The sequence below is a fragment of the Bacillus sp. JKS001846 genome, from assembly GCF_900176455.1.
GTDB classification, from domain to species: domain Bacteria; phylum Bacillota; class Bacilli; order Bacillales; family Bacillaceae_G; genus Bacillus_A; species Bacillus_A cereus.
Genome location: NZ_FWYG01000001.1, coordinates 3,082,226 through 3,108,620 on the forward strand (window position 1 = coordinate 3,082,226; position 26,395 = coordinate 3,108,620).

Below are 26,395 nucleotides of genomic sequence, written 5' to 3' on the forward strand. Positions count from 1 at the left end.
CTTATATACTCCATATTTGGATAGCGAGAAGCTAACGTATCGATGAAGTCTATTTCATCAAGTTCACCGCATTGGAAAAAAGTTTAACCAGCCCAACTTCTGAATCTTTGATTGCAATAAATAATCGAACCAACTCTTCTAGATTTAAAGTTCGAATCGTTTTCCAACCTGGTGATGTTTTTTTGCCACCTTCCTCTTCATGAACTAAAAGTCCGGCTACAAACTCGAAAAATTCTTGTTCTGCTTCTTCTAATCCGAAGATAAACTTCATGATGATGTCGTAACCAAAAGTCTCTTGTGCAGCTAATACATCATCTTGTGTTGCTCCTTCTTTATTTCGTAAGCCCATCATTAAATCTTTAAGTAAATTAATATCAACCTTGAATTTCGATTTCTTCAAAATACGAACTACAGAAAATAAATCTCCGCCATGAATTTGTCTCACTTTGTATTCTTTTTCTTGAATTGCAATAGTCACATTTATTCCTCCTTAAAATAAAAAGAGCAGGGGTTGCCCCTACTCTTTAACCTGCTGGTATTAATTTAGCTGCTTCTGTCGCTGTTAAAATACGTTTTTTCCATGGTACTTTTCGAATGTTTTCTGGATCACGATGTCCTGTGAATGTTACTTCTGGAACAACTTCACTTTCGTTTTCAAATCCTAGCTCTAATGAACCGTCAGATAATGCGTTATATACGATAATTTCAACGATATCGCCACCTAAAGTTTCGCCAACCCATGCTACATTTTTAAGATAGCTTTCTTTTGTAAGACGTTCCGTTGCTTCAATTACATCGTATTTGATAGTTTTTCCGTCTTTCGTAACGGTTTCTTCGAAAACTTTTAATCCAGCAATAAAGTTTTTAATTTTATCTTTATCAAGGAATTCAAGTGTTTTAAAGCTGATTTGAGTTTTTGATTTCGTAATACGTTTCATCCCCATAGTGTCACCTGGAGAACCATCATATTCAATTTCTTTAAACTCTGGTTCATACTTAAACGAACCACCACCTTGTGTAGCACCTACTGGTAGTTCATCTTTTTCCCCGTAATTAAAGAAGAATGCCCCCCAGTCTCCGAAGAGAACATTTTCTGGTTTTGGTTGTGGAGCTGCCATATAATCAACCCTTTCTATTGTTTAAAATAAGTTCTTAAAATGAACCGCACTTCTTTGCGTATGATATTTGGGTCTGAATCAGGTACTTTCTGACTCGAAAGATAAGAAATAGCAGCATCAAATTCAGCGCTGCTTAATCTTTTTCTATGAAGATTGCTTTCTAGTTTCGTAATCAGTTCATCTATTTGAGCAAGATGAGCAGAAGTACCGTAAATATCAATTGTAAGCATGATATTTTTTCTTCCCCATGGTTCTTTATCATCATTAACCGTGTACACCAAATAAGGCATTACAGCGGTTGTTTTAGCGATTTCATAATACGTTTCTTTATGAATCTGTTTTAATTCACTGTGTAATATATTTATAAAGTCATTCATGCTATCTACCTCATTAATGACGAATAGGTTCGCGTGCCAACTTGTGTAATTTGCGGTTTATTGCTCTCTGCTGCAGGTCTAAGGAATGGTTGAGCATGTTGTCCCTGAGTTCTAACCATCTTCCCTGTTTTGGGATCGCGATACATCCAAGGACTTTTACGGCCATCCCCATCAACTGCATAGATTCCTGTACCTTTCTCAACGTAAATGCCGTAATCAGAAGATGTACCAATAACAACCTTTTCTTGCTCTGCTTTGGAACTAATGCTTCTTCTTAGATTTCCAGTATCTACAGCAGCTAGTAATTTAGCTTTAGAACTAACAAATTGACCGACAGCGGTATGCGCTGCTTTCTTTGCGGCTAAGTGCCTTGCCATTACTGCAGCTCTATTTGACTGGAATTTCATGCTCATATGGCAACATCTCCAATTCTATTTGAAAGAATCTACCCGCATTCATTGGATCGCCTGGATAAGTAACACTGTATACCTTCTTATCAATAACTAATCTATCTTGAATAGTTACATCGAATGGTAAGCAATAAAAGAAATGCGTGCTTTTCTCCTCTACTTTCTTATTACGGGCGTCCTTTGTTCCTTGAATGGCATCTAGTACACCTTTAACAGTGTTAATTTCTTTCCATTCTTCATTTGGATAAGGTCCATCATCGTCAGAACCGTCATTACGAAGTACTGAAGCATCTTTACCAAACTTACGAATCAATGATTGAATCATAAGACACGTAACCTCACTTTCAGCCCTTTCTTAATACTAGTAGGGTAATCTCCAATATCATCATAAGTAACAGAGTAGTTACCTAATGATTCACTTTTTTTCCCTTCTCTCTCCTGTTCCTTATACTGATAAATCACCATTTTGGAAATAATACCAGGATAAGCAGGAGGGAACTCAGGAATTTTTCTATTTGTGTACTCAGCAACCATCAATATTGTATCTTCAATGTCTACTAATAAATTCTCAGGGCTTATATTAGGTAGTTTAGTTTGTACACGTTTTATAATTTCTGCTTTCATGTCCATCTAATCACCTGCTTGTGTAAATGAAAAAGGTAAAGAAGGCTTATTAAGCCCCTTCACCTGGTTTTTCCGGAGTAGTTGGTGTGATTGTAGCTGTAAGCACCGCTAAGGACTCTTGACGAAGAATATCTCCACCATAAACCATAAGGCCACGGATACCATCAGCAAATGCACCTTGTAGACGCATAGCTTCTGTTTCATCTAATTGTTTGCCATACCCAATAGCGGATTTATGAAGTCCAAGAATTTTATATTTACCACCAGATCCATGAACTTCTTCAGACACAACGATTTGTGAACCGTTGATAATTTGACCTTCAACAATACCATTTTCTAACACGACAGGTTGCTTAGTAAAACGGTCATCCTTAGATAACAATCCAAGAACTTGAGAGTTAATAATTGTGAAACGTTCAGTTTTAGGTACTTTTTTAATATTTAAAATTGTATTTAAATCAACGATATAGTCGTAAGCGTTCTTCGGTGTTAATTCAATTGGAGATTTATCGCTACCGATTAAGTGTTCCTTAAGAGCTTCTGCATACTTACCTAAAATAAAGGTATCAACTGTTTCCTGAAGTACCGCGCCAGCTTCTTGTGTATGCGGATCGATTAAATTACCTGCTGCTTGTACTGCATCTACATCATCTACTTTGAACGCAAAGTACTTCTTCTGATCCATATTGATTTCTACTTTAGAAGGATTTGTATCATCCCATTCAACAGAACCTGAATAGTCTTTTACATTCACTGCACCGACACGGTTAAAAATAATTTTGTTACCTTCAATTTTAGCTGGTTTTGTTGTGATTAAATCCGCGATTGAACGCTTGTGGAAATTCGCCATTAAACGAGCTTCCCAAATTGTTGGAATAAAAGTTGCTACTGACATATATTAATTCCTCCTTAATGTTTTCCCATAACAAAAGAGACCACTAAAATAGCAATCTCGTTTGTTCGTTTTTTAATTTTTTTAACTATACTACTTAACTTTTCTATTATTACTTACCCCAACTGCGCATATCTTTCTGAATTTGTGCCCAGTTCGCATTAATTTCATCCTGACTCATTGAATTTACTTGTTCTCTTGTAAATCCAGTCCCAGTTCCGCCACTAACATGAATTTCTCGGCCCGCAGCTTTAAATCTTTCGACTACTTTTGCTTCTAACGCCGAAGAGAACAAATCATTAAACTTTGATACTCTAGATTTTGTATCCTCTACATCTGAACCAATAACAAAATCTACAAACTTAAGATCTAATCCAATCGTTGATAATCCATCTGCTGCCGCACTTTGCATTTCTTTCTGATGAAGTATTCTTTCCCGCTCTTCAAGCTGTTCCTGAAGTTGCTTCATCTCATACTCAGCTTTTTCTTGAGCGGTCATAGAAGCGGTTTTGTAGTTCTCTAGTTCTTTCTTGGTTGCATTAAGTTCTTTCGAATATTTTGAACGAACTCTATCTTCTGCTGATTGCACCATTTTCTCAATAAATGTTTTTGTTGCATCATCTAATTTCGGCTCTTTCTGTCCATCAATTGGCGCCTCCTCTTTATCGTCTGCAGGTGGCATTTGTTCGGTCGGTGGTGTATCTTCTGCTGGTGGTGTATTAGGATCAGAGAAGAACTGCATACCTTTCAAGCGTAATGGCGCTTTTATTGTTTCTTTAACAAACTTTACTGGCAAATCTTTAACTAAATATTGTTTCATCATTTTTCCTCCTTTGAGTTCCTATGAATACGCCCTGCTTAGTTCGTAATCTATAAGCCCTCAAGTGTTTTATTTTTATTTAACAGAGTCTTTCCACTCTTCATAACTAACTGCTGTAATGACTTCATTCCTGCCTGTTGTCGGGTTTCTGGCCCTCCTCTCAATAAATGGGCTAACTTCCGCTACTTCGGTAATAAAAGTACAGCGGCAGCGTACAACCTCTTTAGCAGGTAAATTGCTGTCGTGTGGATATTCACAACTATAACCACCTACTTTAAATAACCCTTTAAACGGTACTTTCTGATGATCCGCTGCTTGATGCGTTGGCCTTGTACGTTTATCTAATGTAGAAATCCAAATTTTCTCCATTGATACACCTTCGTCAAAAGCATGAGATGCACTGTCATAAGTACCTAAGTTTTGCACCCTAGCACTTTCTGTCCAAGCAACCATTTGTGCTTTCTTCGCATCACCATCAAGAATAGGCTTAATACGATTAGCCATTACCGCATACCCTTCACCTTTTCTAAGGCCAATGGATAGTTCTTTACGTATTCGGCTAATTATCTGTGCCCGATGTATACTTAACCTTTGATTGAGCGTCATTTTATCAATTGGCATTTGTACCGCACGTTTAATGACGTTTGGGTCAATCAGCCCATATGAAAGAAATACACCAACCTCTTTCTCAATAAGATAACTCGTGTAATAAAAAGACTCTCCATACTGAGTGGAGAGTTTTTCATTGAGAGTTTTCTTTTTTTCATATGTTATTTCATTAATAACTTTCTGCAGTTCGCTTTGCATGTTTTTATATCGATTGAATCGACGCATTCCCTGCATACTTAACTGCTCATTCACCGCATATTTTGCATAATAAAAAGCCAGTATTCCTCTGACTTCTTCTAAAGCATCTTTATACAGGTAGAGAATCGCCTTTTCCAGTTCGTCCTCTATTTTTTGGAGGTGTTTCTGCTTCTTGTCCCATTCCATCGTTTTCACCGCCTTTATGTACAGTGTCTAAATCGATAGAATCAACTTCTTCTTCCTTCATCTTTTGTAATTCTGCCTTTGGATCAGGAACAACAGATAACATAGATAATCGTGTTTCTTCGCTTATTAAACCTTGTAGTTTAGACTGAACGTCAGCTTCATCAGATAAGTTAGCTGGAAGATTACGAGTGAATTGGAATGTCATGCAAAGATAATCAAGCTCAGCTTTGTTTGAACGTAAATTCCAAGCGTCGAATAGTAACTTGAATTGTTGTCGCAATGACTTGGTAAACTTCATTTCTAACGTTCCTGATTTCGTTTCTAATGCTAATAGCTTATAACGAATAGCAACCCCAGTGAGGTTACCACCGAATGATTCATCAGAAAGATTAACATGCTTTGTAAAACGGCATATATTCTTTTCTAATCTATCTAGATGGTGTTCCAAGATGTTGTCATTAAGATCCTTAGTTAAAAATGAAGCCTCGCCATTCTCACCTACATCAAGAGCTCCAGTTTGTTTTAACTTCTCGATAGTATCATCATCTATATCAACACCTTTAAAAATCATATAAGCCAAGCGGAACTGCTCAATTTCACTGTTCACATCAGAAAGTGCTCTGTCGTACCCTTCAATAAGCGCAATAGCTTTATCAACATCCCCCTGCAATTCTTCATTGTTAGGAAATCCGATAAGTGGTACACCTTTGTATAAATTAGTGATTCGATTTGTTTCTTTCAGCTTATCTAAATCTTCACCAGTGTACTCAATGATTTGCGTACCATTGTAAAATTCCAATTTATATCCATCTTTAAAGTCATCACCGTCAATTACTTTGACTGGATAGCAGCGGATAGCGTATTTAGGCTCTGCAATGCTTGTATTCGTAAGGAAGATAGCTTCATAAGGTTTTATATTCATAACCTTTTCTTCACCATCTTTATCGTGATACAAAAGTCTTGCCCCATAACCACAAATAGAAGCAAACTTTCCTGTTTCCGCATCAGCATCTTCGGTATGATTCCCTTTTAAAAAGTCTTGGATACGCTTCAATACTTCCTCGTCTTCATGATCTAGGCTGTATGAAATAGGTAATCCAAACATATACCCTATTTTTGTATCAATAATTTCAGAGAAGAAGTCATTGTTCAGCTTGTTGTTAACCTTATCCTTATTTCCATCACCTTTAAACTCACGTGTGAAGATAGGTACACCCTTTTCGCTTGCTTTATAGCGTTCATACCTATTAATCATGCGTTTTTTTAATGGTTCAAACTCATCAATAATCTTCTTGAGCAGCTTCGGTGTAGGCTCACCATTTTGTTCATCCAGTATCGGAATGTAATGTTCAAACATCGTCTCACCTCCTTAATAAATTGACTTAACTGCTCTAGCTTTGTTATTAGACATAATTACGGTATTTACAAAATAGCGATCAGCATCCATTTGATGGTCATTCTGCTTAATTGGTTTGTCTTCCCCGCGTTCCATTGCCTTCTCATCCCATACATAAGAAGAAAACTCACGCAGCGTTTCTTTACAACAATCGCAGAATTTAATTAATTCCGTTGTTAATGCAGTTGCTACATTTCGTATTCCATCTAATACATCGTTCTTTGCTTTTTTTACTTTCCAACCTTTTTGTTTCAGTAAAATAATAAATGAGCTTGCCGATGGGTCTACGATAATACGCTTGGTTAGACCGTTTGCAAACTCAACTAAATCATCATAATATTGTTCATCTGACTTTTGTAAATTCTTCTTACGAGCGTCATGATGGTATTCTTTCACCTTATACCAAATGCCACCACATAAGCCCCATAAACCAAAAGCCATAGGGTTTTGTGTACCGTAATCGCAGGAGATATAGTACTGTTCGTATTTTCTTGGATGCGACGGTACAACATGTTCCTCTTCATTAAACATACTATATATTAAACCTTCCGCCATTACCCATAAACCTAATATATAGCGTTGATAGAACACACCACTAAACATACGTTTAAAGCGGTCTTTTACTTTCTCAGAAAGAGATAAATTATCATCCATTGTAAATTTCAAATGACAAACTAACTTCTCTTTTTTCTTATCGATAAGCTCTGTTTTTACAAAGTGATATGGCGAACCAGGATTACAGTTCATAAATATCTTTGCGCCATCAACAGAACAACGCCCAATCATTTGATCTATAAATGATTTAGGAAATAGAGCAGCTTCATCCGCTAATGAACCAGCAGCAGTTAAACCTTGTAATGTATCTTGTGAATTCTCCTTATTAGCTCCAAACAAGTAGTACGTATTCCACCCAATTTGCAGATAGTTTTCAGAACGGTTGTAATCATATCGCCAACCCCATGCGGTAAGTATTTGTATCATAGGGTTGATTACGTTACGTTTTAATGAGCCAATTGATTTACCAGCAATGATAAATGACTCACCTTTAAACTTTTCTTGTGACCATTGCAAGAAACTACAGATCATCGAAATTGTTTTACCAGAACGAATTGCTCCATCTGCAATAACGATGTCATGATTCTCATATGGCGAACCATCTCGCCACCACCACAATAATTGTAATTGTTTATTTGAAAACGGCTGGAACTTAAACGATTTGGTTTTCCGCTTTTTAATCCTCGCCATCTGCATCACCAAATACTTCTTTCATCTTTTCTGGATCAGGAGCAGTTGCTTGTAAGAAATCTTGAATTGCTTCTGCATTATCATCATCTTCATCACCAGTTAAATTTGCAATTTCAGCATTAGCTTTCTTTATGTTCGCTTTCTGTACTTCCATATGCATCTTGTGACGTTCTTCTTCAATTTTTCGCTTGAAGTTATCAGGCACTAAATCGAAGTACATCGCCAATTTATCAAGTGCTCTCATCTTGTCAGCAAGCTTGATAAACACGCCTTCTTTTCCTTTTTTCACTTCCGCAATGATAGAGCCATCAACCATATCCGATTCATTAAAATCAACATAGCTAATGGTTCTCATGACTGGTTTTCCGTCTTCATCTTTTACAGGTCCAAACGGGCCCATCACTTCTACATCTTTCTGGCCAAAATTTACGTAATTCTTAATATCTGCAAAAGCAATTTTGATGTACTCATTCAATACATCCATCGCTTCCACAAAGATATTCTCAACCATTTCACCTTTAATCTCTCGAATGTACGATGCTACACGTTCTCTTCTCAGTAACCGGCTACTCGTAACATGCGCGCTACTCTTTGCATAGCCAGCTTTCAGTGCAGCTTGTGTACCATTAAAATACTTTACGTAATACAAACAAAAGAGCCGTTCTTGTTCTGTCAGCTCTTCATCATCTAGCATCTTTTTTAACTTGGCTTTTGTCTTGGGGTTTTTAACATTGGTAACGCTCCTTTTCGCAATAGTAACGTTACCTTTTAATTGTTCGGCCCATTTATCTTGTGATTTCCACTTTCTGATTTGTGAAGGTTTGAGGTTTAACTCAGCTGCAATATCAATTAATGGCTTCTCTCCTTTACTTGCTTTATATATTTCAAATGCTTTGTCACGATCTGGGCTACGTTGCCTAGCCATATTCACCACCTCGCGGTAATCCTTGAATTATTTCACAGAAAATTCAAAATATAAATTCACAAATATGTCCAAGTTGCTATAATAAAATTAACATTGCCATCTGGAGAAGTAATTCGCCCCCCAAGCGAGTTGCTTTTCCTTTTTTATGCCTATTGTTTTAAGAATTCATCTACCGTTTTACCAAGCAAACTAATCATTGCTTCTCTCTTTTGCTTTGGTGTTGTCTTATCTTCCAACTCATTAAAGATTGGAATTGCACTTTCTAATTTCTGTTTATTAATACGCTCATTTACAAGATCCGTTCCTAACATTGAAATGAATGTGCCAATTACAACCGCTTGTTCTTGTTTAGTTAGTTTCATTTGTCCAACTCCCCCTTATGGTAATCTCTAATTTAGTCTTGAAATTCTCTAAAACCCGATGTATTATATTTTTGTGTTTTTCTCAGTTCCCAAGCCGAGAATACATCATCACTTCTGAAAGGACCCGAACTCCAGCGGGTTCTTTCTTTTATTCCTCTTCTTGTAAATCTATTTATTTAAATGTAAAATTATAAATAAGTTCTAAAAATTTGAATCGAGGTGAAAATCATGAGAAGTTTTGGCTCATTAATGATTTCTACTGTCTGCTCAGTACTTCTTGTAATTTGGAATGCCTATGAATTCTATAACGGATTCACAACAGGGCGCACATACTACTGGATTAATGGCATCGGAGCTGTTATCTTCCTTCTATTCTTTATCCTCAACATGCGAGATTTCAAAAAGAAAAACTACAGAACCTCATAACAATAGGAGTTGATACATATGTGGAAAAAAATTAAGAATTATAGATTGAGCTTAAAAGATTTGAAATTCATGTTATGGTTATTTGGTATTACATGTTTTATATACGGCTACAATTTCATTACAGTATTAGCTTTTGACCACAAATTCCAAGTCTATTATTTAGGTGGTGCTATAGCTACATTCGCCGCATTTATGGATACTAAAAATAGGATTAAAAATAAAAATTATAAGACAGCGTAATATAAAAGGGAGCCTTTGTGGTTTCCTTTTTTATATGCAAAATAAAAAGCAGCCGATTCACTGCCTGGCATATTCCCCTAACTCACGGTAATTTCTTTATATATCATTTTAAATCTATAAATTTCGCTGTATAATTTTTGTAAGAATCTCATTCTTCAGAAATGGAGTGAAAAATATGAAAAGTTTTGGTACGTTAGTAATCTCTACCGTCATTTCAGCAGGCTTATTATATTATAATGTCAATTCCTTTTATAATAAATTTACATCAGGGAATACATATTACTGGGTAAACGGTATCCTAGCTGCTGGATTTCTTATATCCTTAATTATCAACATAAAAGATATCATCAAGAAAAACTACACAACTTCTGAATCGAATTAAGGAGCCTATTACGGTTCCTTTTTCTATGTAAAATAAAAAAGCAGCGTATTCGCTACTTACACAAATCGCTAAATGAATCTTACTTAAAAATATTTCTCATTTATTTGTTACAAACTCCCTTCTGAATTGTATATACCCATGTAAAAACTAAATATAAAGGAGTAGAAACATGAAACTAAAAATCAAGAGACCAAACGCATCTAAATCAGATTTTTACATTTCTCCAGAGTTTATTAGCGCTATTGGAATGTTAGTCACATCTCTTCACCTAGCAGGAATCATTTGATTCTTGCTTTTTCTATTCATTGTGTTCGTTTGTTTTGTAAAATGTTAAATCCAATTGAAACTGCGTCCTTCGAGTTAATAAGTACTAATTAAAAACATAACAAAAAAGAGTGCGTTTCTTCATCACACTCTTTCAAAAGACTTTACCAATCTCGACGATCATCGTAATCATGATCACGGTCATGATCATGATTACGTCTACGACGACACTCATCACAATCGCAGTCACGTCTACAATGACAGTCGTTAAAATCGTTTCTTCTGCGTCTACGACCGCATCCGCAAAATACTAAATCATCCCAAAATCTATTACAATCTCGAGAATGTCCAAAATTATTATTCCATCCCATAGATATGATTCCCTCCTCTAAAAATAGAATTCATCATATTCTATGATTAAAAGGTAGAAATAGTTTGTTTACTAGTCTATGTTTCAGACTAATAATATTTCAATTTGCAAGTCTATCTCACCCCTTATCTTTCCTTAACAACAAACAAGACGCCACCCAGATCATGTAGCGCCTACGATAATTACTATACACATGTTTGTTCTATCTACATAGTAAAATAAAACACCCATAATGAACACATCATAAGATTAGTAACCCTATTTTCTGTCCGTTGATTATTATGTTTATAGACCTAGATTATGCACATCTATATTCAGTAAGTGCATACCCTATTACATGAATACTACTTTAGGAGTGATTATATTATGAATCCTTTCCCGATGAGGATTGTTGTAGCTCCAACTTCGACTTGGCAACATTTACTTCACCATCCTTCATATGGTATGCAACCTGGGCATATCCCCTTTACTCCTACAATTGCGCCTTCTCCTGTAATATACCAATATCATTATATTTTTCCAGCATTGTATTTCCAAGAGTTTCACGGTACATTTAACATCTAATCTAAATAGAAAAATATCCGTTATCTGTACCATTGATGATCAATTCATGTTATACCTAAAACAGTATTTAAATACGTTTAATGTGTAATTTCTATATAAAAAAGAAAAAACGTCTATTTTGATACTTCTACTTTATTTTCATTAAAAAGTTTGCTACATTTTCCATAATTTATTCTTTCCGCCATGTTAATGCAAAAACCCTCTTTCTTTACTCTTGACACAAATCATTATATTACATTTATGTATGGAGATATAAAAAACATAACCTTTGAAGACCAATTCCTAAAAGGGGATTATTTATACCTCTTATTAAAACTAACATCAAAATACTAAACTCAATAAAAAACACAAAAGCCACGACACTCACGCATCGCGGCTGAATATATACATGTAATTGATCTTTTCGTCCTATTTGCGGATTCTTACCGCCCTTGCCCGTTCTCCGGTAACGTTTTGATAAAGGGGCTATGATCATTGGTTATGAGCGCATAAATACGTTATCCCCACACTATTCTTTTTTCAAAGAACTGTATAGGTATAGCGTAATATTGATTCTGCTTTGAGAAATCCCCAAAAACGTCCTCGAGTTTGTCCCCTTTTTTGTCGATATTTAAAGGATATATAATTATTCGATTCCGGAGATTTTCATCTTTTCATATTCTTCGTTGACTCTTCTTAAAATGGCATTATATAAATCTAGAAAACCTTTATTATCATCCTCGTCTACATCTTCATACCATTCGCATCTCCTTATCTCTTCATCAATTCTTAATACTTTCTCTTGAATATCCGAATCTAACACATGGAATTTTTTGAATAAAATTGGTCTAATGCATGTTAGATAATTTCCTACTTGGAATTGATAAATATCCATTGGTTTATTTCTATCAAGCTCAATTACTTGACTTACTCCATTTTTCTCAAGGAGTTCATTATACACTTCAAATTTCAAGTTTTTATTATTTTGTAATTCATTCCACTCCAACTTATTTCGCTCTAACTCGATTTGACGTTTAAAACTTTTATTCTGAGTAATAATAGCACCAACTATACCAATAATAGCGCCCGCTAATGTGCCTAATAATGTAATCACACTTGGTATCCAACTCATAAATATACCTCCATTAAATTAAATTTAAAACACTAATCCTCTATATACAAAATAACACATATCTATATAATCCCCAAAGCTGTAGCTATCAACTGAATAGCGCTTTTTTTCTTCTGATAAAACGGATCTCGCTTTATCATTAATTCGTTGTACACAAACGAATCCTTAACCTTCCGATTCCCAAGGTACTTCATCTCAATTATCCTGCGTTCATCTTCATCAAGTGCATGTTTTAACGTCCGTTCAATTTGTTTAAAACGTATCTCGTGATTCTTATCGTCACCTTTCATTTTAGGAAAAAGAACAACACACCCAGCTTGAGCCCGTTCTTCTTGATTCTTCATCCGGACGCACAATGCTTTGTAGTTTTTCAGCTCCTTCACCACAAGTCTTCGCATCTCCTTTTCATCGATGTCTTCAAAAAATGACAATTGATTCATACGATACGGTTCCCCTCCGTTCGATGTGATTACTCTTTAAAACATTACTTCATTTCTTTCTGGCATTCTTTTAAATAATCGATAGCCTCTCGAATCTGTTCTTTTGTTGAAAGTAATTCCATCACATCGCCTTCTGTGTTATAAACACGAATCGTTCTATTCTTAAACTCCATACCCAACATCCCGTCATCACCTAAAAGTTTTATGTTATTCTCCATTCTCCTAACCTCACTTTCTATTCAAAGGATTATTTTGTTGAGTTTTTATAATGCTCTCTTTTCTCTTAGTAATTGACTGTTATTGATTATGACCGTATGAGCATTGCATTTTTCTTTTAATAGATCCATTAAATCTAGGACATCTTTTCTACTATTGAGTTTCGAACGACTATTGAATAAATACGTACAATCCGTATTACCGTTATTATGGTAATACTTATAAGAAATCAAATACTCAAATCTACGTGGTCTCATTTCTCTTCCTCCCCTGAATAAAACTCAATGTTTCGTTAATAATAGATACATGGTTATCTTTCCTCTGGTTTTCTTGGATGAGCAGTTAGCTTTTGCTAGCTGCTCTTTTAATTACACATTTTTGTCTTAACACTCATATATTATTGAGAATTAAAAAATCATTTCATGTATAAAGGGAAAGTATTCTTTTTCAATACTCCACTCCCTCTTTAAATACCACTGTTTGAATAAGGTTTTTAAAGAGGGAATACATTTAAAAATCTTGGTTACACTGTAAACAGGCTCGTGAATAGCCAATTTTACTAATACCCACTCTATGTCTATTACCTTGGGCCGAGCAATTAGCAAAAGCTAATTGCTCTTTTATATTGAGTTAATAATAAAATTTAGGTCTTATTCCTTTTCTACATCATATATTTTTAACCTCACCATCCAGCTCAAAGTGTTACCTCCTATCTTAAAAAGCACTGATGCATGGTGCTCTTTTTAGTTTCCTTATTTCTACAGAATGAAACTTTTGTTTAGTTTTCTTACCTGCATAATATTTTGATATTTGTTTATACTATAGTTGTAACTTTTTGTTACAACATATATCCGTATCGATTGTAACTTCTAAAATTGTACAACGAAGCAGTTAGCTATTTCGGCTAGCTGCTTTGTTGTTTAAAATGAAGTTTTTGTTTAGTTTTCTACTCAATTACCTCAAATTCGGATGTTTGACAAAACTTTTCATGATAGCATCCAATTTGAACATCATATTCCCCATACTCATCTCGAATTATTGAATGAATTGTTTCAACTTCATCTTGATACATAACCTGATCTCCAACTTTTAAGTCCCCTATTTTTCGTATCGTAGGTTCATCATAAATATCCTTAGTTAACTTCACCATTCCGATGCCTTCTTTCGGCTCAACCGAGTAACCCTTTTCTTGCAAAACTTTAGCGACCTCCTGCATATCTTTCCATGCTGCTGTACCTGGTCCAAAGTTAATAGTCACTGTATTCATTTTCATTCTCCCTTTCGATTCAAATAGCGTTTTTGTTCAAATACTTCACGTCCATAAAAAAATTACATTTGGTATCACATTCTCTTTTTCATTAAGAGTTTTAGTCAGAAGAGCACTTATATATGGTGCTCTTTTTGGTATGGAATTTAAAACAGAGGCTTGCTCTTAAAACCTATTATGTAATTTTCATAGGTTTTTTCCTTACACCCCTGTGTCTGTTTACTCATAAGTTGTTAAAGTATAAATATAAATTGATAGTTAATTTATAAGGGAGGTGTAAAAATGAGTAAATTTAAAAAGCATTGTTGTCACATACCCTTTCCTTTACCTCAAATAGGGCCTACTGGATTAACCGGTGCTACTGGACCTTCGGGACCTACTGGAGCTACCGGACCTTCAGGTGGACCTCGGGGACCTACCGGACCTACTGGACCTCAAGGTAACCTGGGACCTACTGGACCTCAAGGTATTTCTGGACCTCAAGGGATTCCTGGGATTTCTGGATCTATTGGTCCAACTGGACCTTCTGGAATTCAAGGTATCCAAGGCATCCAAGGCGTTCCTGGCATTCAAGGCCCTATTGGACCCACTGGAATAACGGGGGTCACTGGAATTCAAGGGATTCCTGGTATTCAAGGGATTCCTGGCATTCAAGGCATTCAAGGGATTCCTGGCCCGACCGGACCTCAAGGGATTCCTGGCATTCCTGGTTCTGTAGGTCCAACTGGACCTTCTGGAGCTGTTGGACCTACCGGCCCTTCCGGGGGACCGCCAGGACCAACGGGCCCGACTGGACCTTCCGGGGGACCACCAGGACCAACCGGAGTGACTGGCCCCACTGGACCAACTGGGTCACCAGGACCAACCGGACTTCAAGGTATCCAAGGTATCCAAGGCATTCCTGGCCCCACTGGACCTCAAGGAAGTCAAGGGATTCAGGGGATTCAAGGTGATCCAGGACCTATTGGTCCTATTGGACCCACTGGAATAACTGGGGCAACTGGAATTCAGGGTATCCAAGGTATTCAAGGTAATCCAGGACTTATTGGCCCTATCGGCCCGACTGGCCCAACTGGGCTTCAAGGTATCCAAGGCATCCAAGGCATTCCTGGGCCTACTGGATTACCAGGAACCGCTGGAGCTACCGGACCTACTGGGCCTGCCGGTCTTACAGTATCTGGCTTATCCCAGTATGCTTATGTTTTCAATACAGCAGCTCAAGTTGTTGCCTTAGAAGCACCTATTCTTTTTAATTCACACGGTAGAATCACATCCGGTTTTACTCATACGCTCGGAACTTCTCAAATGACAGTTATTAATGCTGGAGATTATAAAATTTCTTTTTCTGTATCAGGAGTTGAACCTAATCAATTTGCCCTCTTTTTAAATGGGGCTCCCGTTACCAACTCCATTTATGGATCAGGTGCAGGTACTCAACAAAACAATGGGCAAACAATTCTCACTTTAGCAGCAGGTGATATTATTACCCTTAATAATCATACTTCCGCTGCTGCGGTTACTTTGCAGACTTTGGCGGGTGGAACACAAACAAATATAAATGCTTCGATTGTAATTGAAAAATTAAATTAATTTAATCATTTATTTCTTGAAACTCTGCCAGTAAATAACCTGGGATGGATTCTTTTTTCAACAAGCAGTTAGCTTTTGCTAGCTGCTCTTCTATTTTGTTCCTACTCCTATTTCCTAAAAAATCTTTACTTTATTCCTCCTTGAATAAAATCAATAATTCAGCATATAATATCTATGCATCTAGATTATTACCTTTGTATCGAGCAGTTAGACTGGGCTAACTGCTCTTTTATTTGTGACAAAATGAAATTTTTATTAAGTTTTCTATTAATAATGTGTATTGATTTCTTTTCTAAATTAATTTAGAGATAAATAGTTCATTGGTGAACTATTCTATGTTAAACTAAATTAAAAAAGAAAAGGGACGATTATTATGAGTTTAAAAAATCAAAGTTTCAAACAAGCAGGAGAAGTTGTCCAATCATTTGTAACAATAAACAAAGAAATTATAAAGTTCACACATCAAAACGCCTCCAGTTTAGGATTAACAGTACAACAAATGGGTATCTTAAATACAATTTATGCACTCCCTAATGTTACTCTTAAAGAGATTTCAGAACGTCTTTCAGTTCCTAAAAGTACAGTGAGTGTGAATGTAGATGAATTAGTTAATCTACAGCTCATCGAGCGAAAACAATCAGATGAAGATCGTAGAGAAATAAAATTAAAGGTAACAAACCAAGGACAAGAAGCATCGAAAAAATCCATTGAAAACTCTACTTCCTACAAGGCAATGGAATTAGCACTACAACAACTTCAAGAAGATGATGTTCAAACATTATTGCGTATTCATAAAGATTTATTAATCTCTCTACAGCAATTTCGTTAATTGATGTAAACCATTTTAAACACAAATTCTAATTCTTATTTTTCAAAGAACTGAGCAGTTAGATTTCACTAGCTGTTCTTTTATTTAAAATAGCGTTTTTATTAAGAAATTAGTCATTCCAACTAAAACGGATGTAATGTTCGTAATAAGATCCACCTAAAATGTTTTTCTTTTCTTCTACCTTAAATTCAACTTTCACACCATCCATTAATTCTTGTAACTTTTCCGTGAATGGTTTTGAGTGCAGAATATGCTTGTCTGGATTTTCCTTATGAATTTGATATCTATAACCTGAATATCCAATTGCAGCACTTTCGATTATTACGTATTCCATTTCCTCTGCAAATTCCAATACCTTTTCATCAATGACTTTTTTTTGGAGTTCTTTCAAATTCCCCACTAAGGACATTTCCATTCTCCTTTCTCTCAAATAACGATTTTGTTTTAAATCCTCACATTCCTAAAAAAAATACATACAGTATCATGAGGTATTCTTTTTTATTTTTCTTAAGGAACGCTTTAAAAAGCGCACTTTAGTTTTTAAATAAAGATTTTGTTTTACTTTTGCTAGCTACCCTTCCCTTGTATAAATGCACCTTTTTTTACATACGCTATTAAAATCCAAATAACCCTCTTTTAGGACGGCACTAATATGAACAAGACATTAAAATACATTTTAATCTTCTTTTGTGCGGTATTTTATATTGTAATTATGGGCTCGATTGTCTATCTAAACTTTGTTTCAGAGCATTTTATTCCTCCAAGCAAGAAATCTAAGATTGAACAAAAACATTCATAATTAGCTATAAGGAGCGCTCCACAAGACATTCTTTAGCTTTAAAATAAGACTTTGTTTAGTTTACATTAACCATTTTGATTCATTTGCATACAGTATTACCACAAGGAATTCCACAGGCTACTCTGGTCAAGTTACCTTGAATTTCTTGCACACCTTAAGGGAAGAATCCGTTTATAACAAACGGGTTCTTTTATTTTGGGTTATAAAATAACTATTTTATTATGTTTCCGAACTTAAGGTAATGTCCTTAAAAAAACATTCATATATATATTTATCAGATGCACTTTGAAATCCCAGAGTATCAAATATTTTTAAGAGTTGACTGACCACCAATATTCGACTTATCTTTAAAAACTTATTAAAAAATAACTTAGATACAAAAAAGCTACGTTTTATATAGGATAAAAAATTATTTTACGCAAAGGAGCTTGATTATTTGTGAATTACCAAAATGATAATAACCCTAACATTCACAAACCTTGCACTTGTCCATCCCCCACGGCTAACAGTTTAAATGTTGTTCAAACTACTCCATCAATAGTCTCTGTAAATTCTGCGATTCCACTAGATACCGTGGTAAATTCTAATGGTACGGCAATCTCATTCACACCACCAACAACTGTTTTACTTGAAGGTGGAAGAACCTATTTGGCAATCTATGAAGTGCAAGTTATCATTCAACCAGGAGGTAATTCGGCAGGTATCACTATGTATTTGAATAATAATCCAATCATTGGCTCTGGTACTTCTCTGGGATATACTGCAGGATTCACTTCTGTATCAGCACCCGCTATTTTCACTACACCTTTAGGTATAACAAGTACTCTTACTGTTAATGTAGGACCATATTCTAATACATTAAATACATTGGGTTTAACTCTTGCTGTTGTAGCATTAACATAATAAAATGTAAAACTCTCTAAAATGATTTTCTTTGTCCTTTAACTGTTTTTTGGGGGCTAGCCTCTAGGAACTCAACATAACTACATATAGATAAAGAACATGATTTGGTTCGATAGTACTAGGTGACTCGGCTAGCACAATTGCTGAGTCACCAATTTATCTATAATAAAATAACGCTTTTGTTAAGATCCATGAATCCAATTCTTAGGTGAAAAACTTTTATCGAAGCACCTTTTTTGGACAAATTTACCGGATGAATTAACTGAAATTTCATGTTATTCTTAACGTGTTGAATATCCCAATACATTCAACAATGCTCTTGATTGCATACTTAGTATGCAGCCATCCATCCAGATACCTTAGCTAATACGTCCCCCTAATCGTCGTTATTGCTAAGGTATCTTTTAGATGCCCTGTGTGCAGGGCTTTTTTATTTCAGTGATGATGCTCTCTTTTCCCATCTAGTTATCAACGCGTTTAGTCCACTTTCTTAATAAAATTCAAATTTGATATTTATCAAAATCTTCAACACATGTAAAATTTTCGTAAAGATTGCTATGACTCAGCCTATCCACCCCAGAAACGTTATATAATGAATTTGCAAACACCTGGTTTGCACACAAGTACCTTTCTGTACGACATAACTCTTTTGCTAGGCGAAATCCTAGCCTTTTTTTATTTCTCTCATATTAGTAAGTCCGTCCATTTCCCTTCTCTTTCCCACTTCTTCTTGAGTTTCCCAACATAAGTAAAACTACGATCATACATAATTCTGATTTCCTTATCCGGAGTTCCTTGTTGATACGGTTCCCCTCCGTTCGATGTGATTACTCTTTAAAACATTACTTCATTTCTTTCTGGCATCCTTTTAAATAATCGATAGCCTCTCGAATCTGTTCTTTTGTTGAAAGTAATTCCATCACATCGCCTTCTGTGTTATAAACACGAATCGTTCTATTCTTAAACTCCATACCCAACATCCCGTCATCACCTAAAAGTTTTATGTTATTCTCCATTCTCCTAACCTCACTTTCTATTCAAGGGATTATTTTGTTGAGTTTTTATAATGCTCTCTTTTCTCTTAGTAATTGACTGTTATTGATTATGACCGTATGAGCATTGCATTTTTCTTTTAATAGATCCATTAAATCTAGGACGTCTTTTCTACTATTGAGTTTCGAACGACTATTGAATAAATACGTACAATCCGTATTACCGTTATTATGGTAATACTTATAAGAAATCAAATACTCAAATCTACGTGGTCTCATTTCTCTTCCTCCCCTGAATAAAACTCATTGTTTCGTTAATAATAGATACAGGCTCCATTCATCACGAATCAACCTTACACCTAACATCTCTTTTTAAGATAGGAGCCGAGCAGTTAGCTTTTGCTAGCTGCTCTTTTTACGTTTTAAGTGAATATAATTCTAAACATTGTCTAACACTATAGACAAGACTTTAAAAAGTCGATTTCTCCCACTCTAGCTTTCTTGGTCGAGAGCCGAGCGGTTAGCAAAAGCTAACTGCTCTTTTTTTAATTGAAGGTTTTCTATAACATAATTTATCTGTTTTATGATTAAACTTTCATGATTCTATCTATACTAAACTTGGGCTTTATAGCTCAAATAATCTTTCATTCACTTGGCGGACAGTTTATTTAATAAATTGTCTGCCTAAGCCATTTAATAATTCTGCTTTATATTAAAATGAAAGTTTTATTAAGATCATTATTATTTCCACATAATACTTTTAATTCTGCTTATACTATAGCTGTAACTTAAAGTTACATATCATTTACTTGTAGGGCCTAGTTTCTTTTGTACAACAGGTAGTTAGCTCATTAAGCTAGCTACTTTGTTGTGCAAAAGAAAGTTTTTATTTAGTTTACTTTCCTGCATAACATTTTCAAATCTGTTTATACTATAAACGTAACTTGTGGTTACAATTTGCGTATCCATGTGGAATAGTATTTACAGCAGGCAGTTAGCTACTTTAGCTAGCTGCCTTTTTGTGCCAAATAGCGTTTTTATTCAATATCAATGTATCTAATTTAATAATTGTACTTAAATCCTAATACATAAGCCGTTTCTAGTATTTAAGTACGTCATAGAATACAATATAGGACAAGTTTTCTCCTAATCTAGTCCTAATAAAATTGAGAAGGAGGTGAATACCAAATGGCTATCGTACCTCCATTTATAGCTTCTAGAAGATTTACATCCACACTAGGCGCAGGAACAGGGACAGGTGCTGCGTTTGCGGTTGCTGCTACAGCTTGTCTAAATGATGCTGGTGTAGCTGCTACAGCATTCCCTATTTTTACGTATTATAATCTCTATGTAAACGGCGTATTGCAGCCGGGTTCGAATTCTAGTGTTACTACTGGTCCAACTGGTGCTATCACAATCCCAGGCGGGGACACATTAGATCCTGGAATTCCAATCACTGTTGAGTTTATCGTAACTTAATCAACACTTTTTTGTTTTGGGACAGATTTCTTTATTAGGAAATCTGTCCTTTTTTTAACTAATAGTAATGAATTGCAGAATAATTGAAGCCCCCTGTACTGGAGCTTCAGGAGCTAACAAAGTTAGCTGCCCTGTTACAACCTGATATGAAGATAGTGGCTGAAGAATTCCATTTATAAATAAATTAATATAGGAAACATCACTTGGTGACAATATCTGTGTTGTTCCATATTGTGGTAAGCCATCAGCATTTGTATATACGAGTTTTTGCCCGTCTGAAAAAGTAAAATACAATACATTTGTCGTTTGTATTGCTCCAATTGGGCCTGTTATTCCCGTTGGGCCTGTCATTCCGGTTGGACCTGTTATTCCCGTTGGGCCTGTTACTCCAGTTGGGCCTGTTATTCCCGTTGGACCTGTTATTCCCGTTGGACCTGTTATTCCCGTTGGGCCTGTTATTCCCGTTGGGCCTGTTATTCCCGTTGGACCTGTTATTCCCGTTGGGCCTGTTACTCCAGTTGGGCCTGTTATTCCCGTTGGGCCTGTTATTCCCGTTGGGCCTGTTATTCCCGTTGGGCCTGTCATTCCGGTTGGACCTGTTACTCCAGTTGGGCCTGTCATTCCCGTTGGGCCTGTTATTCCCGTTGGACCTGTTATTCCCGTTGGGCCTGTTATTCCCGTTGGGCCTGTTACTCCAGTTGGGCCTGTTATTCCCGTTGGGCCTGTTATTCCCGTTGGGCCTGTTATTCCCGTTGGGCCTGTTATTCCCGTTGGACCTGTTATTCCCGTTGGGCCTGTTATTCCCGTTGGGCCTGTTGGAATAGTAATGGGTGGCAGTGGAGGGAATGTCGGTCCTATAGTAGCAGGATCTATAAACCTTTGAGTATTAGATATTCTTCTAAATCGGTCCACATCAACACCTCCTTCCCTCTAATTTTTATTAGATGCTAAATTGTATAAAATGTTAAAAATCAGTTCCAATCACCGTTTTCATTATTATTTCCCCTATTCAAATAACGATTTTGTATTAAATCCTCACATCCCTAAAAAGCATACATACAATATCTTGGGTGTTCTTTTTCACTATTAGTTTTGGTCAGAGAGCGCCCTGAAAAGCGCTCTTTTTATTTAAATAAGGATTTTATTTAAATTTCATAAAACCTCTCTTTATCCAAATAGGTTCAAAATTATCTATTTAGTATATATAATACTTTTAAACAATTTAAATTCTATACTTAAGTAATGGAGGCTTTAAAATGGGGAGTGTCCCAAATTTACCACCACAACAATCAATCGAATTTGATCAAGAACAATCACTTTATCTGGTAATTCTCCCCTTTCCCTCTACCCCCCTGAATAAAACTCAATATTCCGTAAATACTATAGACACATGGTTATCTTTCCTCTGTTTTTCTTGGGTGAGCAGTTAGTTTTTGCTAGCTGTTCTTTTATTTGTAACCTCATTAGAAAAGTTTTCATATAATATAGTCATTCCTTTCTTATAAATTAAGCTCGTCACTTGAATTATAAAAATGGGATTATATCCTATAACCTTTTCAAGAATCATTCATATTTTATTTCTGAAAAAGTTGCTCTGTTTTATAAAAAGGTGGTTACGGAAACAACCGCCTTTTTATTTATGACAAAATGAAAGATTTATACCAATCCTCACCAAGTGTTATATCAATTATGTCGCCTCTTGTCTTCTTCTTTTAGCCAATTCATTTTAATATAGCTATATCCTATAACTTACCTTCTAATAAATTTATTTTTGAAAATTAAAAACACATGTTTATTGCCCATTCCTCAAACAACCCATACCCGCATAAATTATTAAGTATCTAAAATCCATAATTGATAATTATATTAATCGAAAGTGAGGAGTGTTAATATGGACATCAACAATCAACAATCTTATACCCCTATTGATTATTATCGAGAGCCTCAGCAAGCCTTATATCCACAATCACATAGCCTTCAACAACAAACTCTTACTATAATAAATCCAGCTGTTAGTCATGGGTTACGAGAAGCCCAGCATCTTGGCTATCGACATGCATTAACAGAAGCTGTTGCCATAGGATACTTGATGGGAAGAGGTTACAATTATAATGCCGCTTGGAAAACCGTTGAGTCTTGGTGGCGACCGCCAGGGACTCAGCTTCCTATGCCGTACTAAAGTTATTAATAAAAGTCTTTAATTTGAAGAGCATTACTATATAGTGCTCTTTTGAGTACGGAGAATTTCTACAAAATGAAGTATTTATTAAGTTCACTTCCGTATAACTTTTCCAATCTTGTTTACACTACAACCGTAACTTAAGGTTACACATCATCACTTGTAGGGCCTAATTTCCTTTGTACAACAAGTAGTTAGTTTATTGAGCTAGCTGCTTTGTTGTGCCAAACGGGGCAGTTAGCTTTTGCTAACTGCTCTTTTATTTGAAATTAAAATAGCATATACATTAAAAACTTGTCACATTTAAACCTGACAAGTATATGTTGTTTTATGGAAAAATTCCATTCATAGCATTCTACCTTTCTTATTTGAGAGCACGCTTATATGTGCTCTTTTTTATTTAAGATAAACTACGGATTTTATTAGTACTAAATAAAATTCAAGATTCTAGTAATACTAATTCACAATACAATTTGCTTCTTACCCAGATTGTATTTACTTGCTACTTGAGCATTTAGTTTCGCTAGCTGCTCTTTTGTATTGAGATGATAATAAAACATTGTTCTTTTTTCTTTTTTACAACATATAATTCTAATCCAGACGTTTCGTTCACTGAGTTACCTCCTTTTCTTAAAGAGCACTTGTGCATGGTGCTCTTTTCTAATTTCTTTGTTCTACAAAATAAAATTTCCATTAGGCTTTCCCCGCATAACATTTTCAATTTTGTTCATACTATAACCGTAACTTCTAAGTTACAAAACATTGTGGTGATGTTCTTGTTGGACGACAAAGCAGTTAGCTTTTGCTAGCTGCTTTTCTATGTACATACATCTTTTATTAATTAGCACATATATTTAATTTGAGATCCTATTTATTCATAAACCGTTAAAAAATTTCAAAATTTATTCATTAAAGCTCACTAAACTCTATAGGTTGTTCACTCCTCTAGGTTACACATCCTAACTTGCAGGGCCTAATTTTCTTTTGTACAATAAGTGGTTAGCTAATTTAGCTGGCTGCTTTGTTGTTTAAAATGAAGTTTTAATTAACTTGTCACCATTGGATTAGCCGAGCATATACATATTATTGACGTAGTATTTCTTCGCTAATAGGGCCCTCTTATAAAGAGCACTCGTATACAGTGCTCTTTTTTAGTACATAAAATTCTTTTTCAACATTTAACATATAGAATTAACGAGTTTAATTTTGTATTATATAAATAACCTCAACGTAATTTTACTATTGGCTTTGTCTAAAAAGAGCCTACCCTCACACAACAGGTTCTTTTTATTTTGTTTACTAATCAAATAGCGTTTTTGTTTAAAATAACTACTCTAAATAAATTAGATACATTTACCAGTATGTTTACCACAACATTCATGTTAAAATCCCTTGTGAGTACGACATAACTCGACCTTATGAAGCCCTGCAGCCATTATCGCGGGGCTCTTTTTTTAATTAAATTAACGATTTTATTAAGAAATCTTTTCTAATTCATATTCAGCAAACCAAGTTCCAGGGTGTTCAACAATGTTATATTGTGCACAAGATGAATGTAACCCTTCGCTTGGGTTCGACTTGTAAAACCACCAATGATCAACTGTAACTACTTCACCAGTTTCTTTAATTCGTACCGTTTCTCCATCTTCAAAAAGATGTAGTCTATTTCCCATTTTCACAAACTCCTTTCATTATAAAATCCATATAAACAGTTTAAACTTCGAACAACTTCGTGTTATAATGTATGAAGGAATTTAATATAATTTCTTCATACAATCTCATGAGAGTTCGTTAATCACAGCCTCTTGACGCGCACCGTTAGGGGCTGAACTCTTCCAGATAAAGATTTTATTCAAAGTGAACATGCCGTTTCATTACTTCAATTATTTCGTTTATATATGGTTCATCTGTATTAATCACGATATAACTGTTGTACGGCTTCTTATCGTCACATAATCGACCATCCTCAATTTCGCCTAACGCCTCGTTTAAAATTTGACGAAATTCCTCACGTTTTTCTTTATTTACATATTTCTCTAAGTCCTTTTCATTTAACACAGTGTATCTCCTCTTACGACCTTCTAAAACCGTTCCTTTAAATGCGATTTCTGACACTATTGATCACCCTTTTCTTTGTATTCCATCTCCACAAAATCAGCCAATTCAATTTTTTTTGTACTTCTTCTTCCAGATAATGAAATACGGCTTCTTCTCCACCTTGCTCCCTTACGTATGAAACCCATTTTTTCTGCAAATCATCTAATTCAAGTTTTAATGTCGCTTTAAGAATCATTGGAAGTTCACCCCAATCTATAAAATAAAGATTTTTTCAAACTAATGTTCCATCAATTAACAACGGAAGATTTTCGCATTGATCGAACATTTTAATCCATTCTGCAATGTCATCCTTACCCATTACATCTAAATACTTTGATAGTGCCTGTTCACGCGTTATCTCTACTGGTAAACCTTCTTCTTCTACTTCCTCGATGCTTTCTCCAGCTACAATTTCAACATATAGCCCAATTGCTTTTTCTTCCCCACCATCTTTAACTGCCATCAAAGCGTAATAATCATGTTTATTAAACTCAAAATATCTCATTATCGTTTTCCCCTCTCTTTTAAAATAAGAATTTTGTTAAATATTCAATTGACCCTTTTACACTCTCTGTATTACTAGCCCACAAAATATTGCGAAACCTTACAAGGTTGTAATACTAATGTAAGGTTTCTCAATATGAACTAATGCATTTATGTAGTAAACTATCTATCTGCAATACATATAAAAGGAGAAACATTTATGACTTTTGAAGATAATCGTAAATTAGGCTTTCAACAAGGGTGTATAGTAATAACAGATCAATCGCAATATCTTGTTGTTAAAAAGAATGAAAATTATTCTTTATTAAACATCACAACTGCGGAATGTATAAACTTTGAAGTTTCACTTGAACATCTTGAAGAAATGGTCCAAGTAGATTTAAAAGAAAAGGTTCAAGATATCATTCCACCAGAGAATATTAAAATCGTAGCTCAAAACAGGATATAAAATGTATTTGCTAAGAGCACTTTCAATAGTGCTCTTTTTTTACAAAAAACTTTACAACTTTAAATCAGACCGGCATATATTATTGTGTAGGTCACTCCATTTCATACGTTCAAACCTTTTAGTCTAGGAGCAC

General features: G+C 35.2%; 37 protein-coding genes. 10 read left to right on the top strand and 27 right to left on the bottom strand.

Annotated features, from left to right (window positions below; translation table 11 throughout):
- Window positions 1-49 precede the first annotated feature (49 nt).
- From B9A45_RS16620 to B9A45_RS16680, 13 genes are all read right to left on the bottom strand, one after another.
- Window positions 50-478, bottom strand: coding sequence for a hypothetical protein (locus B9A45_RS16620; RefSeq protein WP_084064273.1), 429 nt, complete (start codon window positions 476-478; stop codon window positions 50-52).
- 46 nt (window positions 479-524) lie between these two features.
- Window positions 525-1,118, bottom strand: coding sequence for a hypothetical protein (locus tag B9A45_RS16625; protein ID WP_000729984.1), 594 nt, complete (start codon window positions 1,116-1,118; stop codon window positions 525-527).
- Between the two features lie 14 nt (window positions 1,119-1,132).
- Complete coding sequence (locus B9A45_RS16630; RefSeq protein ID WP_084064274.1) at window positions 1,133-1,495, bottom strand: hypothetical protein; 363 nt, start codon at window positions 1,493-1,495, stop codon at window positions 1,133-1,135.
- Window positions 1,496-1,500: 5 nt separating this feature from the next.
- The gene (locus B9A45_RS16635; RefSeq protein ID WP_084064275.1) at window positions 1,501-1,908 is read right to left on the bottom strand and encodes an HK97-gp10 family putative phage morphogenesis protein; all 408 of its coding nucleotides are present in this window, start codon (window positions 1,906-1,908) and stop codon (window positions 1,501-1,503) included.
- The gene (locus B9A45_RS16640; protein ID WP_000616197.1) at window positions 1,883-2,230 is read right to left on the bottom strand and encodes a head-tail adaptor protein; all 348 of its coding nucleotides are present in this window, start codon (window positions 2,228-2,230) and stop codon (window positions 1,883-1,885) included. Before B9A45_RS16640 ends, B9A45_RS16635 begins: the two co-directional genes overlap by 26 nt.
- The gene (locus B9A45_RS16645; RefSeq protein WP_084064276.1) at window positions 2,227-2,535 is read right to left on the bottom strand and encodes a head-tail connector protein; all 309 of its coding nucleotides are present in this window, start codon (window positions 2,533-2,535) and stop codon (window positions 2,227-2,229) included. Before B9A45_RS16645 ends, B9A45_RS16640 begins: the two co-directional genes overlap by 4 nt.
- Before the next feature lie 43 nt (window positions 2,536-2,578).
- A complete protein-coding gene (locus tag B9A45_RS16650; RefSeq protein ID WP_071730467.1) occupies window positions 2,579-3,424 on the bottom strand; it encodes a hypothetical protein in 846 nt (281 codons plus the stop codon).
- A 109-nt stretch (window positions 3,425-3,533) separates the two neighbouring features.
- Window positions 3,534-4,241 (bottom strand): DUF4355 domain-containing protein, encoded by a 708-nt coding sequence (locus B9A45_RS16655; RefSeq protein ID WP_000816326.1) that lies wholly within the window; start codon window positions 4,239-4,241, stop codon window positions 3,534-3,536.
- Window positions 4,242-4,316: 75 nt separating this feature from the next.
- Window positions 4,317-5,084: a phage minor head protein gene (locus B9A45_RS16660; RefSeq protein WP_084065600.1), complete on the bottom strand. Its 768-nt coding sequence runs from the start codon at window positions 5,082-5,084 to the stop codon at window positions 4,317-4,319.
- Window positions 5,085-5,157: 73 nt separating this feature from the next.
- On the bottom strand, window positions 5,158-6,591 hold the full coding sequence (locus B9A45_RS16665) for a phage portal protein (RefSeq protein WP_084064277.1): 1,434 nt from the start codon (window positions 6,589-6,591) through the stop codon (window positions 5,158-5,160).
- 12 nt (window positions 6,592-6,603) lie between these two features.
- A complete protein-coding gene (locus tag B9A45_RS16670; protein WP_084064278.1) occupies window positions 6,604-7,875 on the bottom strand; it encodes a PBSX family phage terminase large subunit in 1,272 nt (423 codons plus the stop codon).
- Window positions 7,862-8,800 carry a terminase small subunit gene (locus tag B9A45_RS16675; protein WP_084064279.1) on the bottom strand — a complete coding sequence of 313 codons (939 nt, stop codon included), beginning with the start codon at window positions 8,798-8,800 and terminating at the stop codon, window positions 7,862-7,864. The genes B9A45_RS16670 and B9A45_RS16675 overlap by 14 nt, the downstream gene beginning before the upstream one ends.
- A 149-nt stretch (window positions 8,801-8,949) precedes the next feature.
- Window positions 8,950-9,162: a hypothetical protein gene (locus tag B9A45_RS16680; protein ID WP_084064280.1), complete on the bottom strand. Its 213-nt coding sequence runs from the start codon at window positions 9,160-9,162 to the stop codon at window positions 8,950-8,952.
- Window positions 9,163-9,390: 228 nt separating this feature from the next.
- Between B9A45_RS16680 and B9A45_RS32755 the strand changes: the two genes are divergently transcribed.
- The 3 genes from B9A45_RS32755 to B9A45_RS16695 all read left to right on the top strand — a co-directional run bounded on the left by B9A45_RS32755 (window position 9,391) and on the right by B9A45_RS16695 (window position 10,210).
- Window positions 9,391-9,588: a hypothetical protein gene (locus tag B9A45_RS32755; RefSeq protein ID WP_025967175.1), complete on the top strand. Its 198-nt coding sequence runs from the start codon at window positions 9,391-9,393 to the stop codon at window positions 9,586-9,588.
- Between the two features lie 18 nt (window positions 9,589-9,606).
- The gene (locus B9A45_RS16690; RefSeq protein WP_084064281.1) at window positions 9,607-9,828 is read left to right on the top strand and encodes a hypothetical protein; all 222 of its coding nucleotides are present in this window, start codon (window positions 9,607-9,609) and stop codon (window positions 9,826-9,828) included.
- A 175-nt stretch (window positions 9,829-10,003) separates the two neighbouring features.
- Window positions 10,004-10,210, top strand: a complete 207-nt coding sequence (locus tag B9A45_RS16695; RefSeq protein WP_033667316.1) for a hypothetical protein — start codon at window positions 10,004-10,006, stop codon at window positions 10,208-10,210.
- Window positions 10,211-10,638: 428 nt separating this feature from the next.
- Here B9A45_RS16695 and B9A45_RS16700 read toward each other — a convergent pair whose 3' ends face one another.
- Entirely contained in the window at window positions 10,639-10,845 is a 207-nt protein-coding gene (locus B9A45_RS16700; RefSeq protein ID WP_084064282.1) for a hypothetical protein, read from the bottom strand.
- Window positions 10,846-11,210: 365 nt separating this feature from the next.
- Here B9A45_RS16700 and B9A45_RS16705 point away from each other — a divergent pair, with 365 nt between their 5' ends.
- Complete coding sequence (locus tag B9A45_RS16705; protein ID WP_001067905.1) at window positions 11,211-11,408, top strand: hypothetical protein; 198 nt, start codon at window positions 11,211-11,213, stop codon at window positions 11,406-11,408.
- 625 nt (window positions 11,409-12,033) lie between these two features.
- Here the strand turns inward: B9A45_RS16705 and B9A45_RS16710 are convergent.
- From B9A45_RS16710 to B9A45_RS16725, 5 genes are all read right to left on the bottom strand, one after another.
- A complete protein-coding gene (locus B9A45_RS16710; RefSeq protein ID WP_084064283.1) occupies window positions 12,034-12,519 on the bottom strand; it encodes a hypothetical protein in 486 nt (161 codons plus the stop codon).
- Between the two features lie 62 nt (window positions 12,520-12,581).
- The gene (locus B9A45_RS16715) at window positions 12,582-12,959 is read right to left on the bottom strand and encodes an ArpU family phage packaging/lysis transcriptional regulator (protein ID WP_084064284.1); all 378 of its coding nucleotides are present in this window, start codon (window positions 12,957-12,959) and stop codon (window positions 12,582-12,584) included.
- 44 nt (window positions 12,960-13,003) lie between these two features.
- Window positions 13,004-13,132 carry a hypothetical protein gene (locus tag B9A45_RS32760; RefSeq protein ID WP_002063172.1) on the bottom strand — a complete coding sequence of 43 codons (129 nt, stop codon included), beginning with the start codon at window positions 13,130-13,132 and terminating at the stop codon, window positions 13,004-13,006.
- 90 nt (window positions 13,133-13,222) lie between these two features.
- On the bottom strand, window positions 13,223-13,432 hold the full coding sequence (locus B9A45_RS16720) for a hypothetical protein (RefSeq protein ID WP_001247800.1): 210 nt from the start codon (window positions 13,430-13,432) through the stop codon (window positions 13,223-13,225).
- Window positions 13,433-14,121: 689 nt separating this feature from the next.
- Window positions 14,122-14,442, bottom strand: a complete 321-nt coding sequence (locus B9A45_RS16725; RefSeq protein WP_001099203.1) for a hypothetical protein — start codon at window positions 14,440-14,442, stop codon at window positions 14,122-14,124.
- A 282-nt stretch (window positions 14,443-14,724) separates the two neighbouring features.
- Between B9A45_RS16725 and B9A45_RS16730 the strand changes: the two genes are divergently transcribed.
- Window positions 14,725-16,032 carry a BclA C-terminal domain-containing protein gene (locus B9A45_RS16730; RefSeq protein ID WP_084064285.1) on the top strand — a complete coding sequence of 436 codons (1,308 nt, stop codon included), beginning with the start codon at window positions 14,725-14,727 and terminating at the stop codon, window positions 16,030-16,032.
- A 373-nt stretch (window positions 16,033-16,405) separates the two neighbouring features.
- Entirely contained in the window at window positions 16,406-16,861 is a 456-nt protein-coding gene (locus B9A45_RS16735; protein WP_000053894.1) for a MarR family winged helix-turn-helix transcriptional regulator, read from the top strand.
- A gap of 109 nt (window positions 16,862-16,970) precedes the next feature.
- Here the strand turns inward: B9A45_RS16735 and B9A45_RS16740 are convergent, their stop codons facing one another.
- Complete coding sequence (locus tag B9A45_RS16740) at window positions 16,971-17,270, bottom strand: hypothetical protein (protein WP_084064286.1); 300 nt, start codon at window positions 17,268-17,270, stop codon at window positions 16,971-16,973.
- Window positions 17,271-18,098: 828 nt separating this feature from the next.
- Here B9A45_RS16740 and B9A45_RS16745 point away from each other — a divergent pair.
- Window positions 18,099-18,563 (top strand): hypothetical protein, encoded by a 465-nt coding sequence (locus B9A45_RS16745; protein WP_001109240.1) that lies wholly within the window; start codon window positions 18,099-18,101, stop codon window positions 18,561-18,563.
- A gap of 842 nt (window positions 18,564-19,405) precedes the next feature.
- On the opposite strand, the gene B9A45_RS32210 is transcribed toward B9A45_RS16745, so the two are convergent.
- Complete coding sequence (locus B9A45_RS32210) at window positions 19,406-19,579, bottom strand: hypothetical protein (RefSeq protein ID WP_179135401.1); 174 nt, start codon at window positions 19,577-19,579, stop codon at window positions 19,406-19,408.
- A 45-nt stretch (window positions 19,580-19,624) separates the two neighbouring features.
- Entirely contained in the window at window positions 19,625-19,834 is a 210-nt protein-coding gene (locus B9A45_RS16750; RefSeq protein WP_001247800.1) for a hypothetical protein, read from the bottom strand.
- A 909-nt stretch (window positions 19,835-20,743) separates the two neighbouring features.
- On the opposite strand from B9A45_RS16750, the gene B9A45_RS16755 reads away from it, so the two are divergent.
- On the top strand, window positions 20,744-21,034 hold the full coding sequence (locus B9A45_RS16755) for a DUF4183 domain-containing protein (RefSeq protein WP_084064287.1): 291 nt from the start codon (window positions 20,744-20,746) through the stop codon (window positions 21,032-21,034).
- Between the two features lie 54 nt (window positions 21,035-21,088).
- On the opposite strand, the gene B9A45_RS16760 is transcribed toward B9A45_RS16755, so the two are convergent.
- On the bottom strand, window positions 21,089-21,946 hold the full coding sequence (locus B9A45_RS16760) for a DUF4183 domain-containing protein (protein WP_179135402.1): 858 nt from the start codon (window positions 21,944-21,946) through the stop codon (window positions 21,089-21,091).
- A gap of 979 nt (window positions 21,947-22,925) precedes the next feature.
- Here B9A45_RS16760 and B9A45_RS16765 point away from each other — a divergent pair.
- A complete protein-coding gene (locus tag B9A45_RS16765; RefSeq protein WP_084064288.1) occupies window positions 22,926-23,213 on the top strand; it encodes a hypothetical protein in 288 nt (95 codons plus the stop codon).
- Between the two features lie 1,475 nt (window positions 23,214-24,688).
- Here the strand turns inward: B9A45_RS16765 and B9A45_RS16770 are convergent.
- The 4 genes from B9A45_RS16770 to B9A45_RS16780 form a co-directional block, all read right to left on the bottom strand.
- Window positions 24,689-24,886: a hypothetical protein gene (locus tag B9A45_RS16770; RefSeq protein ID WP_084064289.1), complete on the bottom strand. Its 198-nt coding sequence runs from the start codon at window positions 24,884-24,886 to the stop codon at window positions 24,689-24,691.
- Window positions 24,887-25,061: 175 nt separating this feature from the next.
- On the bottom strand, window positions 25,062-25,328 hold the full coding sequence (locus B9A45_RS16775) for a hypothetical protein (RefSeq protein ID WP_084064290.1): 267 nt from the start codon (window positions 25,326-25,328) through the stop codon (window positions 25,062-25,064).
- Complete coding sequence (locus tag B9A45_RS32215; RefSeq protein WP_179135399.1) at window positions 25,309-25,506, bottom strand: hypothetical protein; 198 nt, start codon at window positions 25,504-25,506, stop codon at window positions 25,309-25,311. The genes B9A45_RS16775 and B9A45_RS32215 overlap by 20 nt, the downstream gene beginning before the upstream one ends.
- A gap of 36 nt (window positions 25,507-25,542) precedes the next feature.
- Window positions 25,543-25,815, bottom strand: a complete 273-nt coding sequence (locus B9A45_RS16780; protein WP_084064291.1) for a hypothetical protein — start codon at window positions 25,813-25,815, stop codon at window positions 25,543-25,545.
- A gap of 198 nt (window positions 25,816-26,013) precedes the next feature.
- Between B9A45_RS16780 and B9A45_RS16785 the strand changes: the two genes are divergently transcribed.
- Window positions 26,014-26,262, top strand: a complete 249-nt coding sequence (locus tag B9A45_RS16785) for a hypothetical protein (protein WP_084064292.1) — start codon at window positions 26,014-26,016, stop codon at window positions 26,260-26,262.
- The last annotated feature ends 133 nt before the right edge of the window (window positions 26,263-26,395 follow it).

What these genes read in the sequence shown, in the direction of transcription:
- B9A45_RS16625 (WP_000729984.1), bottom strand. Translation starts at nt 1,118, where the DNA reads ATGGCAGCTCCACAACCAAAACCAGAAAATGTTCTCTTCGGAGACTGG.
- B9A45_RS16630 (WP_084064274.1), bottom strand. Translation starts at nt 1,495, where the DNA reads ATGAATGACTTTATAAATATATTACACAGTGAATTAAAACAGATTCAT.
- B9A45_RS16635 (WP_084064275.1), bottom strand. Translation starts at nt 1,908, where the DNA reads ATGAGCATGAAATTCCAGTCAAATAGAGCTGCAGTAATGGCAAGGCAC.
- B9A45_RS16640 (WP_000616197.1), bottom strand. Translation starts at nt 2,230, where the DNA reads ATGATTCAATCATTGATTCGTAAGTTTGGTAAAGATGCTTCAGTACTT.
- B9A45_RS16645 (WP_084064276.1), bottom strand. Translation starts at nt 2,535, where the DNA reads ATGGACATGAAAGCAGAAATTATAAAACGTGTACAAACTAAACTACCT.
- B9A45_RS16650 (WP_071730467.1), bottom strand. Translation starts at nt 3,424, where the DNA reads ATGTCAGTAGCAACTTTTATTCCAACAATTTGGGAAGCTCGTTTAATG.
- B9A45_RS16655 (WP_000816326.1), bottom strand. Translation starts at nt 4,241, where the DNA reads ATGAAACAATATTTAGTTAAAGATTTGCCAGTAAAGTTTGTTAAAGAA.
- B9A45_RS16660 (WP_084065600.1), bottom strand. Translation starts at nt 5,084, where the DNA reads ATGCAGGGAATGCGTCGATTCAATCGATATAAAAACATGCAAAGCGAA.
- B9A45_RS16665 (WP_084064277.1), bottom strand. Translation starts at nt 6,591, where the DNA reads ATGTTTGAACATTACATTCCGATACTGGATGAACAAAATGGTGAGCCT.
- B9A45_RS16670 (WP_084064278.1), bottom strand. Translation starts at nt 7,875, where the DNA reads ATGGCGAGGATTAAAAAGCGGAAAACCAAATCGTTTAAGTTCCAGCCG.
- B9A45_RS16675 (WP_084064279.1), bottom strand. Translation starts at nt 8,800, where the DNA reads ATGGCTAGGCAACGTAGCCCAGATCGTGACAAAGCATTTGAAATATAT.
- B9A45_RS16680 (WP_084064280.1), bottom strand. Translation starts at nt 9,162, where the DNA reads ATGAAACTAACTAAACAAGAACAAGCGGTTGTAATTGGCACATTCATT.
- B9A45_RS32755 (WP_025967175.1), top strand. Translation starts at nt 9,391, where the DNA reads ATGAGAAGTTTTGGCTCATTAATGATTTCTACTGTCTGCTCAGTACTT.
- B9A45_RS16690 (WP_084064281.1), top strand. Translation starts at nt 9,607, where the DNA reads ATGTGGAAAAAAATTAAGAATTATAGATTGAGCTTAAAAGATTTGAAA.
- B9A45_RS16695 (WP_033667316.1), top strand. Translation starts at nt 10,004, where the DNA reads ATGAAAAGTTTTGGTACGTTAGTAATCTCTACCGTCATTTCAGCAGGC.
- B9A45_RS16700 (WP_084064282.1), bottom strand. Translation starts at nt 10,845, where the DNA reads ATGGGATGGAATAATAATTTTGGACATTCTCGAGATTGTAATAGATTT.
- B9A45_RS16705 (WP_001067905.1), top strand. Translation starts at nt 11,211, where the DNA reads ATGAATCCTTTCCCGATGAGGATTGTTGTAGCTCCAACTTCGACTTGG.
- B9A45_RS16710 (WP_084064283.1), bottom strand. Translation starts at nt 12,519, where the DNA reads ATGAGTTGGATACCAAGTGTGATTACATTATTAGGCACATTAGCGGGC.
- B9A45_RS16715 (WP_084064284.1), bottom strand. Translation starts at nt 12,959, where the DNA reads ATGAATCAATTGTCATTTTTTGAAGACATCGATGAAAAGGAGATGCGA.
- B9A45_RS32760 (WP_002063172.1), bottom strand. Translation starts at nt 13,132, where the DNA reads ATGGAGTTTAAGAATAGAACGATTCGTGTTTATAACACAGAAGGCGAT.
- B9A45_RS16720 (WP_001247800.1), bottom strand. Translation starts at nt 13,432, where the DNA reads ATGAGACCACGTAGATTTGAGTATTTGATTTCTTATAAGTATTACCAT.
- B9A45_RS16725 (WP_001099203.1), bottom strand. Translation starts at nt 14,442, where the DNA reads ATGAATACAGTGACTATTAACTTTGGACCAGGTACAGCAGCATGGAAA.
- B9A45_RS16730 (WP_084064285.1), top strand. Translation starts at nt 14,725, where the DNA reads ATGAGTAAATTTAAAAAGCATTGTTGTCACATACCCTTTCCTTTACCT.
- B9A45_RS16735 (WP_000053894.1), top strand. Translation starts at nt 16,406, where the DNA reads ATGAGTTTAAAAAATCAAAGTTTCAAACAAGCAGGAGAAGTTGTCCAA.
- B9A45_RS16740 (WP_084064286.1), bottom strand. Translation starts at nt 17,270, where the DNA reads ATGTCCTTAGTGGGGAATTTGAAAGAACTCCAAAAAAAAGTCATTGAT.
- B9A45_RS32210 (WP_179135401.1), bottom strand. Translation starts at nt 19,579, where the DNA reads ATGGAGAATAACATAAAACTTTTAGGTGATGACGGGATGTTGGGTATG.
- B9A45_RS16750 (WP_001247800.1), bottom strand. Translation starts at nt 19,834, where the DNA reads ATGAGACCACGTAGATTTGAGTATTTGATTTCTTATAAGTATTACCAT.
- B9A45_RS16755 (WP_084064287.1), top strand. Translation starts at nt 20,744, where the DNA reads ATGGCTATCGTACCTCCATTTATAGCTTCTAGAAGATTTACATCCACA.
- B9A45_RS16765 (WP_084064288.1), top strand. Translation starts at nt 22,926, where the DNA reads ATGGACATCAACAATCAACAATCTTATACCCCTATTGATTATTATCGA.
- B9A45_RS16770 (WP_084064289.1), bottom strand. Translation starts at nt 24,886, where the DNA reads ATGGGAAATAGACTACATCTTTTTGAAGATGGAGAAACGGTACGAATT.
- B9A45_RS32215 (WP_179135399.1), bottom strand. Translation starts at nt 25,506, where the DNA reads ATGATTCTTAAAGCGACATTAAAACTTGAATTAGATGATTTGCAGAAA.
- B9A45_RS16780 (WP_084064291.1), bottom strand. Translation starts at nt 25,815, where the DNA reads ATGAGATATTTTGAGTTTAATAAACATGATTATTACGCTTTGATGGCA.
- B9A45_RS16785 (WP_084064292.1), top strand. Translation starts at nt 26,014, where the DNA reads ATGACTTTTGAAGATAATCGTAAATTAGGCTTTCAACAAGGGTGTATA.